Annotated in this window: 11 protein-coding genes and 2 tRNA genes; 2 read left to right on the forward strand and 11 right to left on the reverse strand. The window is 71.5% G+C overall.

Annotation, left to right across the window (positions count from 1 at the left end; translation table 11 throughout):
* Positions 1 to 21 precede the first annotated feature (21 nt).
* From IE275_RS07525 to leuS, 4 genes are all read right to left on the reverse strand, one after another.
* Positions 22 to 1170: a ComEA family DNA-binding protein gene (locus tag IE275_RS07525; protein ID WP_189708989.1), complete on the reverse strand. Its 1149-nt coding sequence runs from the start codon at positions 1168 to 1170 to the stop codon at positions 22 to 24.
* A gap of 188 nt (positions 1171 to 1358) precedes the next feature.
* Complete coding sequence (locus IE275_RS07530) at positions 1359 to 2204, reverse strand: DegV family protein (RefSeq protein ID WP_189708991.1); 846 nt, start codon at positions 2202 to 2204, stop codon at positions 1359 to 1361.
* A 149-nt stretch (positions 2205 to 2353) separates the two neighbouring features.
* The gene (locus IE275_RS07535; RefSeq protein ID WP_189708993.1) at positions 2354 to 3124 is read right to left on the reverse strand and encodes a hypothetical protein; all 771 of its coding nucleotides are present in this window, start codon (positions 3122 to 3124) and stop codon (positions 2354 to 2356) included.
* A 178-nt stretch (positions 3125 to 3302) separates the two neighbouring features.
* Positions 3303 to 6176 carry a leucine--tRNA ligase gene (leuS, locus tag IE275_RS07540; RefSeq protein ID WP_189708995.1) on the reverse strand — a complete coding sequence of 958 codons (2874 nt, stop codon included), beginning with the start codon at positions 6174 to 6176 and terminating at the stop codon, positions 3303 to 3305.
* A 447-nt stretch (positions 6177 to 6623) separates the two neighbouring features.
* On the opposite strand from leuS, the gene IE275_RS07545 reads away from it, so the two are divergent.
* Positions 6624 to 7964: a cytochrome b/b6 domain-containing protein gene (locus tag IE275_RS07545; protein ID WP_189708997.1), complete on the forward strand. Its 1341-nt coding sequence runs from the start codon at positions 6624 to 6626 to the stop codon at positions 7962 to 7964.
* Positions 7961 to 9571, forward strand: a complete 1611-nt coding sequence (locus tag IE275_RS07550; protein ID WP_189708999.1) for an NADH-quinone oxidoreductase subunit NuoF family protein — start codon at positions 7961 to 7963, stop codon at positions 9569 to 9571. Before IE275_RS07545 ends, IE275_RS07550 begins: the two co-directional genes overlap by 4 nt.
* 150 nt (positions 9572 to 9721) lie before the next feature.
* On the opposite strand, the gene IE275_RS07555 is transcribed toward IE275_RS07550, so the two are convergent.
* The 7 genes from IE275_RS07555 to IE275_RS07585 all read right to left on the reverse strand — a co-directional run bounded on the left by IE275_RS07555 (position 9722) and on the right by IE275_RS07585 (position 13761).
* Positions 9722 to 9794, reverse strand: a tRNA-Ala gene (locus tag IE275_RS07555).
* A 124-nt stretch (positions 9795 to 9918) separates the two neighbouring features.
* Positions 9919 to 10152 (reverse strand): hypothetical protein, encoded by a 234-nt coding sequence (locus IE275_RS07560; RefSeq protein ID WP_003976229.1) that lies wholly within the window; start codon positions 10150 to 10152, stop codon positions 9919 to 9921.
* Positions 10153 to 10155: 3 nt separating this feature from the next.
* A complete protein-coding gene (locus IE275_RS07565) occupies positions 10156 to 10329 on the reverse strand; it encodes a hypothetical protein (protein ID WP_189709001.1) in 174 nt (57 codons plus the stop codon).
* 281 nt (positions 10330 to 10610) lie between these two features.
* Positions 10611 to 10683: transfer RNA gene (locus IE275_RS07570), tRNA-Ala, on the reverse strand.
* 94 nt (positions 10684 to 10777) lie between these two features.
* Positions 10778 to 11449 (reverse strand): histidine phosphatase family protein, encoded by a 672-nt coding sequence (locus IE275_RS07575; RefSeq protein ID WP_189709004.1) that lies wholly within the window; start codon positions 11447 to 11449, stop codon positions 10778 to 10780.
* Positions 11446 to 11892 (reverse strand): ribosome silencing factor, encoded by a 447-nt coding sequence (gene rsfS, locus IE275_RS07580; protein WP_189709006.1) that lies wholly within the window; start codon positions 11890 to 11892, stop codon positions 11446 to 11448. Before rsfS ends, IE275_RS07575 begins: the two co-directional genes overlap by 4 nt.
* Before the next feature lie 102 nt (positions 11893 to 11994).
* Complete coding sequence (locus IE275_RS07585) at positions 11995 to 13761, reverse strand: LCP family protein (RefSeq protein ID WP_189709008.1); 1767 nt, start codon at positions 13759 to 13761, stop codon at positions 11995 to 11997.
* Between the last annotated feature and the right edge of the window lie 12 nt (positions 13762 to 13773).

Below are 13773 nucleotides of genomic sequence, written 5' to 3' on the forward strand. Positions count from 1 at the left end.
CGGCCTCCTCCTCCTCGGCCCTCATGGCCGTACGAGATTCCGCAGGTCGGCGTAGCGTCGCTCGCCGATGCCGTTGACGTCCCGCAGTTCTTCCACCGAGCGGAAGCCACCGTGCCGGGTGCGGTGGTCGACGATGTGCTGTGCCAGCACGGGCCCCACGCCCGGGAGCGTGTCGAGCTGCTCCACGGTGGCCGTGTTGAGCGAAACCACTCCCGCGGGCCCGGCCCCCGCACCGACGGGGCCGGCCGCCCCGCCCCCGGCCCCCGGCGCGGGCGGTGCCGGCCCTCCGACCACCACCTGCTCCCCGTCCACGAGGAACCGCGCCCGGTTGAGCCCGTCGGTGTTCGTCCCGGGCCGCACCCCGCCGGCCGCGTCCAGGGCGTCGACCACCCGGGAACCGGCGGGCAACCGGTGGATCCCGGGCTCGCGGACCTTTCCGCTGACGTCCACCACGATCTCGGCCCCGGGCGCACCGGGAGCGCTCCCCGACGGCGCACCGCCCGCAGCCCCGCCCGTGGCCCCGGAAACGGCCGGAGCCGCCGGGGCCTCTGCCCCTTCCGGTTCCTCCACCTCTCGGGGTGCCGCCCGTACGACCTCCGGCGCGCGCACGGGCTCGGCCCGGCCGGCCCAGAAGTGATGTGCGGCGAAGCCCGCGGCGACGACCAGCACCACCGTGAGCGCCTGCACGCTCCGCCGCTCGATGCCGCAGCGTGCCTGCACCCACACCGGCAGCCGCTCCCGCAGCGCCGCCCCGGCCCGCTCCCGCCACCTCCCGGCGCCGCGGACTCTCTCCTCCACGGCCCCGAGCCCGGCGCCGACCCTGGCACCTGCCTCTGCCCCGGCTCCGGCCCCGGCTCCAGCCCTGGCCCCGGCTCGGACTCCGGCTCCGGCTCCGGCTCCGGAGACGTCGGCTTTCGGGCCGCGCCCGGCCGGCCCCTCACCCACTCCCGGCGGTCCCGTCGCCGATTTGCGCCGCTCCACGGCCCGGTCGGCGAACAGCGCCTCCGCGCGCCGCCGCAACTCCACCGCCGAGGCGTGCCGGTGCCCGGCGGAGCCGGTGAGGGAGGAACGGCGGCGGCGTGCCGAGGTGCGGTGTCGCCCGTCGGAGTCGGGTCCCCGCCCGGGACCACTGGTCGGGTACGGGGTGCGTGTACGTGATCGAAGTACCATGCCCCGAGGATCGGACACTTCGTCACATCGCACTGATCTTGGTCAATTCCCGGGGATGACCGGCCCATTGTGGAAAACTCCGCCACTCACACGGGTGAGAGAACCGCGAGAACCCAGGTGGGAGAACCCCCCGGGCGCGCTGTGCGGACGGCTCCGGCGCCGCACCTCCGGAACGGCGCGGGTGCCGCTCACCGGGGCGAGACGACGGCTCCCAGCAACCCCGGCCCCGTGTGCGCCCCGATCACCGCGCCGACCTCGCTCACATGCAGATCCGCCACCCCGGGCACCCGCGTCCGCAACCGGTCCGCCAGCGCGGACGCCCGCTCCGGGGCGGCGAGATGGTGAACGGCGATGTCCACCGCCGCGCTCCCCGCCCGGTCGGCCACCAGCTCCTCCAGGCGGGCGATCGCCTTCGACGCCGTCCGGACCTTCTCCAGGAGTTCGATGCGCCCCCCGTCCAGCTGGAGCAGCGGCTTCACCGCGAGCGCGGAGCCCAACAGCGCCTGGGCGGCGCCGATCCGGCCGCCGCGGCGCAGATAGTCGAGGGTGTCGACGTAGAAGTAGGCGCAGGTGCCGGCGGCCCGCTTCTCCGCGGCGGTGACGGCCTCGTCGACCGTGCCGCCCGCCTCCGCCACCTCGGCCGCGGCGAGCGCGCAGAAGCCGAGCGCCATCGCGATCATGCCGGTGTCCACCACCCGCACCGGCACCGGTGCCTCCCGGGCCGCGACCACCGCGGCGTCGTACGTGCCGGACAGTTCGGCGGAGAGATGGAGGGAGACGATGCCGGTGGCGCCGGACTCGGCGACCCTGCGGTAGGTCTCGGCGAAGAGCTGGGGGCTGGGGCGCGAGGTGGTGACGGGGCGTCGCTTCTGGAGCGCCTGGGCGAGGGAGCGGGTGGAGATCTCGGTGCCCTCCTCCAGGGCCTGGTCGCCGAGGACGACGGTCAGGGGCACCGCGGTGATGCCGTGGCGCTCCATCGTCCGCTGCGGCAGGTAGGCCGTGGAATCCGTGACGATCGCGACATGGCGGGACATGAGCTGGAGGTTACCTGGCGTAGCCCCCGGACGGCAGCCCGGCCCCTTCCACCTGGGAGGGCCTTGACCGAATCAGTACCGCACCGGGCACCGGCCCGCCCCCGGCTCGGAGCCGCGCAAGGCGAGCCGTCGGCACGGCCGCCGGCGCATCAGGTGGTGCTCTCCGGGCGCGGCTTCTTCTGCCAGGGATGGACGGGGCGCGGTCCCGGCGGGGTGATGGCGGGCCGGGCCGGCTCCTCGGCCGTGCGTGCCTCGGGGGTCTCGGGGGTCTCGGGCCAGGTCTGTCGCGGGGTCGCGCCGTCGGCGGCGGCCGGGGCCTGCGGCCATGGGGGCGGCGTCGACGTGGAGGCCGCGGTCGCGGTGTGCGGGGGCTCGGGGGTGGTCCAGTGGCGCAGGGCTCCGGACTCGACGTCGATCTGTGCGCTGAGGGCGTCCAGGTCGTCCTCCGCGAAGCGGCGGGCACGGTCCCGGGCGGCCCAGCGCAGCGAGTCCGCGGACTCCGTGATCCGCTCGGTGCGCTCCCGCAGGGACGGCAGCCGCGCGGTGAGCGTCGCCCGGTCCGGCTCGGACTCCAGGCGCTTGAGTTCGGCGTCCAGTTCGTGTCCGTGCGCGCTGAGGCGCTCGAAGAGGCCGAGGGACTCCTTGAGCGACGCGTCCTCGGCCACGCCCGCGTGCAGGGCCTCCTGGGTGGCGCGCATCGACGTGCGCAGGGCGAGGCGGAGCTGGGCGACCTCGCCGGACGGTCCGAGCTGGGCGAAGGACCTGGCCCGCAGGGTGTGGTCCTCGACCGTGCGGCGGGCCTGGGTGATGGTGCGGTCCACACCGCGCTTGGCGGCGCCGACGACCTTCACCGTGGCGTAGGCGCCGAGTGCCAGGAACAGCACGACGAGCAGGGCGAAGACTGCGACGACTGCTTCCACGAGCTCCTCCTCCGGCCTGCCACGACACACCGCGCGCCGCTCACATCGCGCCGCGCACCCGCGCCGCACTTCACACGGTAAACGCAAAGGGCAGGTCCGGAGTTCCGGCGGAACCCCGAACCTGCCCGCACCGGCCCCCTAGGGGACCGCGGTCCCCGGGGCGTGGTGGCTCGCCTCGCTACGCCGGCACGATGTTCACCAGCTTCGGCGCCCGCACGATCACCTTGCGGATGCCGGCCCCGCCCAGCGCCTTGACCACGTTCTCGTCGGCCAGCGCCACCTTCTCCAGCTCCTCGTCGGAGATGGCGGGCGACACCTCCAGCCGCGCCTTGACCTTGCCCTTGATCTGCACGACGCAGGTCACGCTCTCGTCCACGACGTACGCCGGGTCGGCGGCCGGCAGGTCCTGGTGGACGACCGAGCCGGTGTGGCCCAGCTTGCGCCACAGCTCCTCGGCGATGTGCGGGGCCAGCGGCGCGACCAGCAGCACCAGGTCCTCGGCGACCGTGCGCGGCAGCGCGCCGCCCGCCTTGGTCAGGTGGTTGTTCAGCTCGGTGATCTTGGCGATGGCGGTGTTGAAGCGCAGGCCCTCCAGGTCCTGGCGCACCCCGTCGATCGCCTTGTGCAGGGCACGCAGCGTGGTCTCGTCGGCCTCGGCGTCGACGACGGTGACCTCACCGGTGGACTCGTCGACGATGTTCCGCCACAGACGCTGGAGCAGCCGGTACTGGCCGACGACCGCGCGGGTGTCCCACGGGCGGGAGACGTCCAGCGGGCCCATCGCCATCTCGTACAGACGCAGCGTGTCGGCGCCGTACTCGGCGCAGATCGCCTCCGGGGTGACCGCGTTCTTCAGGGACTTGCCCATCTTGCCCAGCTCGCGCTTGACCGGCTCGCCCGCGTGGAAGAAGCCGCCGTCGCGCTCCTCGATCTCGGTGGCCGGCACCGGGAAGCCCCGGCTGTCACGGTAGACGTAGGCCTGGATCATGCCCTGGTTGAACAGCTTGTGGAACGGCTCGGCCGACGATACGTGGCCCAGGTCGAACAGGACCTTGGACCAGAAGCGCGCGTACAGCAGGTGCAGCACGGCGTGCTCGGCGCCGCCGACGTACAGGTCGACGCCGCCGTGCGGCAGGCCCTCGCGCGGGCCCATCCAGTACCGCTCGATCTCGGGGTCGACCAGCTGCTCGCTGTTGTGCGGGTCCAGGTAGCGCAGTTCGTACCAGCAGGAACCGGCCCAGTTGGGCATGGTGTTGGTCTCGCGCCGGTACCGCTTCGGCCCGTCGCCCAGGTCCAGGGTGACGTGGACCCACTCGTCGTTGCGCGACAGCGGGGTCTCGGGCCGGGTGTCGGCGTCGTCCGGGTCGAAGGTGCGCGGCGAGTAGTCCTCGACCTCGGGCAGCTCCAGGGGCAGCATCGACTCGGGCAGCGCGTGGGCGACGCCGTCCTCGTCGTAGACGATCGGGAAGGGCTCGCCCCAGTAGCGCTGGCGGCTGAACAGCCAGTCACGCAGCCGGAAGTTGACGGTGCCCTCGCCGATGCCGGAGCGCTCCAGCCACTCGGTGATGCGGGCCTTGGCGGCGGCGACGTCCAGTCCGTCCAGCGAGATGTCGCCGTTGGAGGAGTTGATGATCTTCGCGTCGTGCGCCCCGAACGCGTTCTCCCACGTCGAGGTGTCGGTGCCACGGCCGTCGGTCGGCTCGACGATGCAGACGATCGGCAGCTCGAAGGCGCGGGCGAACTCGAAGTCACGCTGGTCGCCGGCCGGGACGGCCATGATCGCGCCCGTGCCATAGCCCATCAGGACGTAGTCGGCGATGAAGACCGGGATCCGCTCGCCGTTGACCGGGTTGGTCGCGTACGCGCCGATGAAGACGCCGGTCTTGTCCTTGGCCTCGGCCTGGCGCTCGACATCGGACTTGGACACGGCCTGCGCGCGGTACGCGGCGACGGCCTCGGCCGGGCTGGCGTGGCCGCCGGTCCACACGTCGTGGGTGCCCTCGGGCCAGCTGCCCGGGGTGAACTTCTCGACCAGCGGGTGCTCGGGGGCCAGCACCATGTAGCTCGCGCCGAACAGGGTGTCGGGGCGGGTGGTGAAGACGGTGATCCGCTCGCCGTCGATCGGGAAGTCGACGCGGGCGCCCTCGGAGCGGCCGATCCAGTTGCGCTGCTGGAGCTTGATGGCCTCGGGCCAGTCCAGGGCGTCCAGGTCGTCGATCAGCCGGTCGGCGTAGGCCGTGATCCGCATGTTCCACTGGCGCAGCTTGGACTTGAAGACCGGGAAGTTGCCGCGCTCGGAGCGGCCGTCGGCGGTGACCTCCTCGTTGGCCAGCACGGTGCCCAGGCCGGGGCACCAGTTGACCGGCGAGTCGGAGGCGTAGGCCAGCCGGAACTCGCCCAGGACGTCGGCGCGCTCGGTGGCGTTCAGTTCGCTCCACGCGCGCGTGTGGCCCGGTACGGCGCGCTCACCGGACTCGAACCGGGCGATCAGCTCGGCGATCGGGCGGGCCTGCCGTGCCTCGTCGTCGTACCAGGAGTTGAAGATCTGGAGGAAGATCCACTGGGTCCACTTGTAGTAGTCGGGGTCGATCGTGGCGAACGACCGCCGCTTGTCGTGGCCCAGGCCCAGCCGGCGCAGCTGGGACTTCATGTTGTTGATGGCGGCTTCGGTGGTGATCCGCGGGTGCTCGCCGGTCTGCACGGCGTGCTGCTCGGCGGGCAGGCCGAAGGCGTCGAAGCCCAGGGTGTGCAGGACGTTGTGGCCGGTCATCCGCTGGAAGCGGGCGAAGACGTCGGTCGCGATGTAGCCCAGGGGGTGGCCGACGTGCAGGCCCGCACCCGAGGGGTACGGGAACATGTCCATGATGAACTTCTTGGGCCGGGCGACGACCGCGGGGTCGCCGGCCAGGTCGCCCTTGGGGTTGGGAGCGGCGTACGTGCCCTCGGCGTCCCAGAAGTCCTGCCAGCGTGCCTCGATCTCGGCGGCCATGGCCGCCGTGTAGCGGTGCGGCGCGGCCACCTCGGCGGCGGCAGCGGGGTTCGTCTCGCTCATGATCCTCAAAGCTCCATCGATCGTCTCTGCCAGCGGCTGCGACTTCCCGGAAAACGAAAAATCCCCTCGCACAGGAGGGGACGCCGCGCCGATGCCGAACCGTCCGGTTCACCGGCGTTCGGGACTGATCAGCGCGGCTCGCTAAGCAGAAGGCGTACGGCACGCATGGCGCTAGGGTACCGCAGCCCCCGATCGAGCTGCGACGGACTTCCCGGCACCCTGAGCAGAGCGGCACGCGCGTGCGTATCTCTCACGGACACCGGCACACCGGCCGAAACTGAACAAAGGTCAACGATTACTTCGCGTAACAGTCACTAAGGGGACAACGGAACCTCCCCGTTGTCATTTGATAACAACGCAATAACTCAAACCTCGTACCCATCGGTATGGAGCCACTTAGAGTTCGGCAGCGGGACCGCTTTCCCGAAACTGCTCGGAGTTGCCCCCATGAACCCTCTTCTCAGTAACAGCTCGCTCCCCAAGCCCGGCCGGTCCGCCTACGGGGTGGCCTCGGCTGTCGTCCTGGTCCTCATACCCGTGGTCGTCCTGGTCGGCGGGGACCAGTTCCAGGCGTTCCTGAACTTCGGCGCGGGCGTCCTGTCCCTCGTCTCCCTGAGCTGTTCCGTGATCTGGGGCCTGGTCGCCCAGGACCGGATCTTCCTCAACACCCGTCAGCGGATCATCGGCCAGGCGATCCACCGGACGACGGCGGTCGGCTCGATCGCGTTCCTGATGCTGCACATCACCACCAAGATCGCGCTGGACCACACCGAACTGATCGGCGCGCTCATCCCGTTCTCGCTCGGTGTCACCGGGATCGGCGGCCTGATCGGCCTCGGCTCCCTGGCCGGCCTGCTGATGATCTTCGTGGGCATCACGGGCGCGCTGCGCAATCACTTCGCCGCTCCGGCCGAGGTCGCCGCCCGCTGGCGCGCCATGCACATGCTGGCCTACCCGGCCTGGTGCGCCGCACTCGTGCACGGACTCTACGCGGGTCGCCAGGCCAAGCCGATCTTCGTCATCATGTACAGCCTGTGCCTGGTCGGCGTGATGGCCGCCCTCGCCCTGCGCGCCGCCCCGCGCCCGGTCAAGCGCCAGCTCGCCGACCGGCTCACCAGCATCCTGGGCGGCAGCCCGGAACGCTCCGCCATGGACGGCCTGGAGGCCTCACGCGCGCGGATGGCCGAGGGCGGCAGGTCCGGCGGCCCGGACCGCGGAGCCGGCAGGTCCGGCGGCTCCGCACTGCCCGGCTACGAAGGCCGCTCCGCCGCGTCCGACACGATGGGCTCCCCCCGGATGAACCCGTCGGCCTCCCCGCTCTACGACACGCCGGCCGCGGCGGAGCCCGCGAACGGCTACGCCGCCGCCTACCGCGCCGTCAACACGCCCGGCGCGCAGCAGCAGTACGCGGCGGCCGACCAGACCGCGCAGATGAACATGCCGTTCGACATGCAGGCCACGGAGGCGATGCCCCGCATGGACAGCGGCGGCAGCACCTCGGGCACCTGGCCGGTCCCGTCCCCGCCGCCGGTCGGCGAGGCACCGCCGTCCGCCTACGACCCGCTCCAGGACACCGGATTCAACATCCCGGTCTATGGCAATACGGGCACCATCCCCCACGTGGGAGGTGATGTGTACAACACCGGTGAGACGAACGCCCAGTACGGCGCGTACAACTCGAACGACACGTACAACAGCGGTCCCGCCAATGAACCATCGCCCGGAGCGTCCTTCGACACTCCGGGTTCGGGCGAACCTTGGAACACGCCTTCCGGAGGCTATAGGTGAACGAGGCCCTGCCCGACGTACCAGAAGTCCGCGTGGTCGGCCTTCCGCAGCTCACGTCGGGCTTCGACCTTGTCGAGAGACTCGATCTGCCCATGCACCTGAAGGTGCACGGGCCGCTTGAACCCATGGGCGGAGAGAAGCTCGCTCAGCTCTCCGAACGCATCAACCTCAAGGGCCGCGGCGGCGCGGGCTTCCCCTTCCACAAGAAACTCCGCTCCGTGGCCGACGCGGCGATCAAGCGGGGCGTACGGCCGGTCGTGGTCGTCAACGGCAGCGAGGACGAACCGGCCTGCCGCAAGGACACGGTGATGATCAACCGTGCCCCGCACCTCATCCTGGACGGCGCGCTGCTGGTCGCGGAGGCGCTGGGTGCCCGCACGCTCGTGGTGGGGGTCACCCGCGAATCGACCCAGCGCTCCATGGAGGCCGCCCTCGCCGAGCGCGGGCTGAGCAACGGCCGCCGCTCGGCGCTGAAGGCGTTCGTCCAGCGCAACCCGATCCGGATGGTCACCGGCGCCGCCGCGTCGCTGATCCGCTCCATCGACGGCGGCCCGGCGGTCCCGCCCGGCCGCAAGGTCAGCGCCTCGCAGAACGGCGTCGGCGGCGCCCCGACCCTGCTGTCCAACGCCGAGACCTTCGCGCAGCTCGCCATCGCCGCCCGCATCGGCCCGGAGCGCTACGGCAACACCGGCCTCTACGACGAGCCCGGCACCGTGATGCTGACCGTGTCCGGCGCGGTCGCCCGCCCGATGGTGATCGAGGTCCCCACCGGCGTGCCGCTGCGCTACGTGCTCCAGCTGGCCGGTGCCCCGCCGGTCCCGCAGGGTGTGCTGACCGGCGGCTACCACGGCAAGTGGATCGACGCGGCGACCGTCAACGAGGCGGTCGTCTCCCGCAACTCGCTGGACGCGGTGGGCGGCGCCCTCGGTGCCGGCGCGATCCTGCCGATCAGTCAGGAGACCTGTCCGCTGGGTGAGTCGCTGCGCGTCGCGCAGTGGCTGGCGGAGGAGAGCGCCGGACAGTGCGGCCCCTGCTACCTCGGGCTGCCGGCCGCCGCCCGCGGCATGGAGGACATCATCAACGGCGGCGGGCCGGCCGCCCTGGAGGCGCTGAAGCAGGTCGCCAAGAACGTCAAGAGACGCGGGGCGTGCTCGCACCCCGACGGCTCCGCGATGTTCCTGGAGTCGACCATCAAGGCGTTCACCGACGACCTCGCGGCCCATGTCCTCGGAAACGGCTGCGGACGGCCCGTGGAGGGCGTTCTGCCGCTCTTCGAGGAGGGGATGGCCCCGGCGAGCATCACGAGCGGCGCGGCGCCGCAGGAGGCCGGCGACAGCCGCCAGAAGATCTTCGTCGACTGGACGCTGTGCCGAGGCCACGGCCTGTGCGCGGACATCCTCCCCGAGGTCTTCCAGCTGGGCGCGGACGGCTTCCCGACCGTCGCCCAGGCCAAGGTGCCGCGTATGGCGGAGGCCAAGGCGCTCCGGGCAGTGCGGCGCTGCCCGGCGCTGGCCCTGCGCCTGGAGGAGGACACGCGCGCGCAGGCGCCGTCCCGCAACCTCCCGGTGCTCTCCCAGGGCCGCGGCCGGCGCGCCCTGGGCCGCTGACCGCGCCCGACCGGCGCACCGCACACGCCGAAGGGGCCGCCTGTCTCCAGGCGGCCCCTTCGGCGTTTCCGGGCCGGCGCGGCGAAGGCGCCACAGCCGGTGAATACAGAAGATCCCGCCGGTTCTTTACGATCCGGCGGGATCCGATTGTGGAGCTAAGGAGAATTGAACTCCTGACCTCCTGCATGCCATGCAGGCGCTCTACCAACTGAGCTATAGCCCCTTGCGGTGTTCCGGCGGGTTTCCCCGGCGGCGACGCCAACATTACACGGTCCAGGGGGTGGACCACCAAATCGTTTCCGTTCTGTCCGGTTTGACGGGAACGTCGAGCGGAGACGGCGGGAACGTCACGCGGTGACGAACGAATAGAAGCGCTTGAGCGTGCAGTGCTCCTCGAGCAGCCGGCCGTAGATCGGCTCCCCCTCGAGTTCGCGGTACGTCTCGATGGGGTCGCCTTTTATGATCAGCGCCCGCGCGCACTCCTCGCACCAGTACTGGTAGTCGGGGTTGACCGGTTCCATGTCGCGCACGATCGGGGTGCCGCTGCCACACCAGTCGCACTTTCGCCTGTGTGCACCCATCGATCAGCTCCAGCTGTGGCCGCAGGCCGTGCACACGTAGGAGATTCCGCCGTTGTCCCCGAGGACTTGGGCCACATGGCCGGAACCGCAGGAGGGGCAGCTGAGGCGGGTGGCCGTCTTCCGAGTCAACGCCGCTTCGGAGAGGTGACCGACCTCTCCGAGGATGCTCGCAGGCATCGCTACTCCCTCCCGTCGGGTCGCGCCCCCTTCCGGCCGTTTGATTCTGCCACGGCCGGGCCAATACGGTCAGCGACGCCTCAGTACCAGTCCGGACACAGCGCCGGGGCCTGCCGCCGCGGCGAGCGCGAACATGCATGTGAGAAGCGCTTCCGAAGAGGTATACGCCTCCCGGGCCCAAGTGACTCAAGCCGTGGGGGGAACAGTCTGCCGAAGGTGCGCCGGCCCTCCTGCGGAGCAACGAAAGATCCCGCCCCCTGCGGGGACGGGATCTTCACACGTGGAGCTAAGGAGAATTGAACTCCTGACCTCCTGCATGCCATGCAGGCGCTCTACCAACTGAGCTATAGCCCCTTGCGTTCTTCCCGCTCTGCGGTGCGAACAAGAAGAACTTTAGCCTGCGACCTGCCGGAAAGTGAAATCCGGGGGTCCGGGCCCACCGGGACGCTCAGTCGTCGTCGCCGAGCACCGGTTCCGGCAGCGTGCCGGCGTTGTGCTCGAGCAGGCGCCAGCCGCGGGCGCCCTCGCCCAGCACGGACCAGCAGCAGTTGGAGAGGCCGCCGAGGCTCTCCCAGCTGTGCGCCTCCAGACCGAGCAGCCGGCCGATGGTGGTGCGGATCGTGCCGCCGTGGCTGACGACGACCAGCGTGCCGTCCTCCGGCAGTTTCTCGGCGTGCCGCAGCACGACCGGGGCGGCGCGCTCGGCCACCTCGGTCTCCAGTTCGCCGCCTCCGCGACGGACCGGCTCACCGCGCTTCCACGCGGTGTACTCCTCGCCGTAGCGGTCCACGATCTCCTCGTGGGTCAGCCCCTGCCACACGCCCGCGTACGTCTCGCGCAGGGCCTCGTCGTGGCCGACCGTCAGGCCGGTCAGCGCGGCCAGCTCGGCCGCCGTGTCCGCGGCGCGGGAGAGGTCCGAGGCGACGATCGCGTCGGGCTGGAGGGAGGCGAGCAGCCGGGCGGCCCGGCGGGCCTGGGCGATGCCGGTCTCGGTCAGCGGAACGTCCGTCGTGCCCTGGAAGCGGCGTTCCACGTTCCACGCGGTCTGGCCGTGGCGCCAGAGGATGACGCGGCGGCCGCGGGCCTGCCTGCGGCCCGCGGCCTGCGCGGGAGCACTCACCGGAGCTCCCCGAATCCGGCGGTGTCGTCCTCCTCGGCCTGGAGCTTGGCGTGTTCGGCTGCCTTGCCGCGGGTCTCCCGGGCGTCCTCGGGCAGCTCCAGCTCGGGGCAGTCCTTCCACAGGCGCTCGAGGGCGTAGAAGACGCGCTCCTCGCTGTGCTGGACGTGGACGACGATGTCGACGTAGTCCAGCAGGATCCAGCGGGCGTCGCGGTCGCCCTCGCGGCGTACCGGCTTGGCGCCGAGTTCCTTCTGGAGGCGCTCCTCGATCTCGTCGACGATCGACTTGACCTGGCGGTCGTTGGGCGCGGAGGCCAGCAGGAAGGCGTCCGTGATCGACAGCACGTCGCTGACGTCGTAGGCGATGATGTCGTGCGCGAGCTTGTCGGCGGCCGCCTGCGCGGCGGTGGTGATCAGCTCGATGGAGCGGTCGGTGGCGGTCACTACGTGGCTTTCCGTCGGCGGTCGTTTGACCTCAAGGGTCTCACGGCCGCCGACGGCACCCCACGCAATTGAACGATCACCGCCCCGGAGGCCGGCTCCCGGCTAGGACGACGAGGGCTCGTAGTCCTGGCCGAGGACGACGGCCACGTCCGCGTTCGCGGTGACGTCGCCCTTCTTCACGGCGCCGGTGGGCAGGCCCAGGGTCTTGGCGACCTCGGTGGCGTTCTCCTTGTCCGCGGCGTCGGCGTACAGCACCTGGGAGGCGCTCTGCGTGTCCGCCGCCGTGCCGGCGTCCAGGAAGGTGAAGCCGCCGTTGAGGAGCACCACGCGCGCGTCCTCCGTGTCGGCCTTGGTGCCGCCGGCGTTCTTCACGGAGACGCTGACGGCGGCGTCCTTGTCGGGGCTCTTCGCGGTGCCGCCGAGGACGTCCTTGACCACGCTGGCGCTGTTCTCGGCGCTGAGTGTGCCGTCGGCCTGGACGGGCAGCAGGGCGGTCTTGTGGTCGCCGCCCTTGGCGAGGTCGGCGAGCTTGGCGAGGAAGGTGCCGAGGTCCTTGTCGGTGAGCGAGGGGTCGAGGATCTGGGCCAGGGTCTGCACGGTGACCGTGGCGGCCTGCGGGTCGGAGGAGATCTTGCGCAGGATGCCCTGCATGACCTGCCCGAACCGCTCCAGCTGGGCGTTCTGTGCCTCGCCGGAGGCGCGGTGGGTGGCGTAGGCGACGGCCATCTTGCCGCTGAGGGTCTGGTCCTCGCCCTTGTTGACGAGGGGGGCCTCGCCCTTCTTGGCCTTCGGGTCGGGCACATCGGTGTCGGTGTCGACCTCGATGTTGCCGACCAGGTCGACGAGGTTCTGGAGGTAGGGGGTGTCCAGCCGCCAGGTGCCCTCGATGTCGGTGCCGAGGACGGTGTCCAGGCCTTCGCGTGTGCCGTCGGAGCCGTCGTCGTCGACGGACTTGGCGAGGGTCGTCGTGGTGCCGTCGTCGGTGGTGAGGACGAGGGAGTTGGGGAGCAGGACGGTGGTGGCCCGCTTGGTGGTGGTGTTGTCGACGAGGAGCGCGGTGGCGGTGCCGCCGCCGGCCGTGTCGTGCAGATGGACGACGACCACGTCCCGCTTCTGTGCGCCGCCGGCGGCCGTGGTCGTCCCGGTGCCGGTGTCGGAGGACGTCGAGAGGCCGGGCAGCTTTCCGGCGTACCAGAGGTAGCCCACGCCGCCGACCGCGACCAGGGCCATGACGACGGCGAGGGCGACGAGCCGGCTGCGGGCGCGGCGCTTGGCCTCTTCGCGGCGCTCGGTGCGGTTCTCGGTGAAGTTCAGCCAGTCGATGACGTCCTCGGAGTCGCCGTCGGGCTCCTCCACGAACGCGAACTGCTCGGTGTGGTAGTCCCGTCGGCCGTCTTCAGCGCCGTCCGGGTTGTCCCGCTCGCCGGTCTCCTCCCGCGCGGCCGGTCCGGCCTGCTGCGGGATGTAGGCGGTCTGCTCGGCGGTGCGGGGCTGCTCGACGCGGGGCTGCTGCCCGCTGGTGGCGGTCTGCCCGTAGGGGTCGTACGGGGCGGAGGTGCCGGTGTCGTACGGGTCGTAGGGGGTGGCCGTGCGGCCGGTGTCGTACCCGTCGACGGGTGGCTGCCGGCCGGTGTCGTACGGGTCGTAGGCGGGCGTCTGCCGGCCGCCCTGGCCGCCCTGGTTGTAGGGGTCGTAGCCGTAGCCCTGGCGGCCCTGCTGCCCGTAAGGGTCGTAGGGCTGCTGCTGCGGCACCTGTTGCTGCGGTGCCTGCTGGGCCGGGACCTGCCGATAGACCGGCTGGCCGTACTCGTCGTAGCCGACGAGTTCGTACGGGTCGCCCCCGTACCCCGCGTCGTATCGGTCGTTCACCGGGACCCCTCT

The organism is Streptomyces phaeofaciens, assembly GCF_014648915.1.
In the GTDB taxonomy this organism is placed as follows: domain Bacteria; phylum Actinomycetota; class Actinomycetes; order Streptomycetales; family Streptomycetaceae; genus Streptomyces; species Streptomyces phaeofaciens.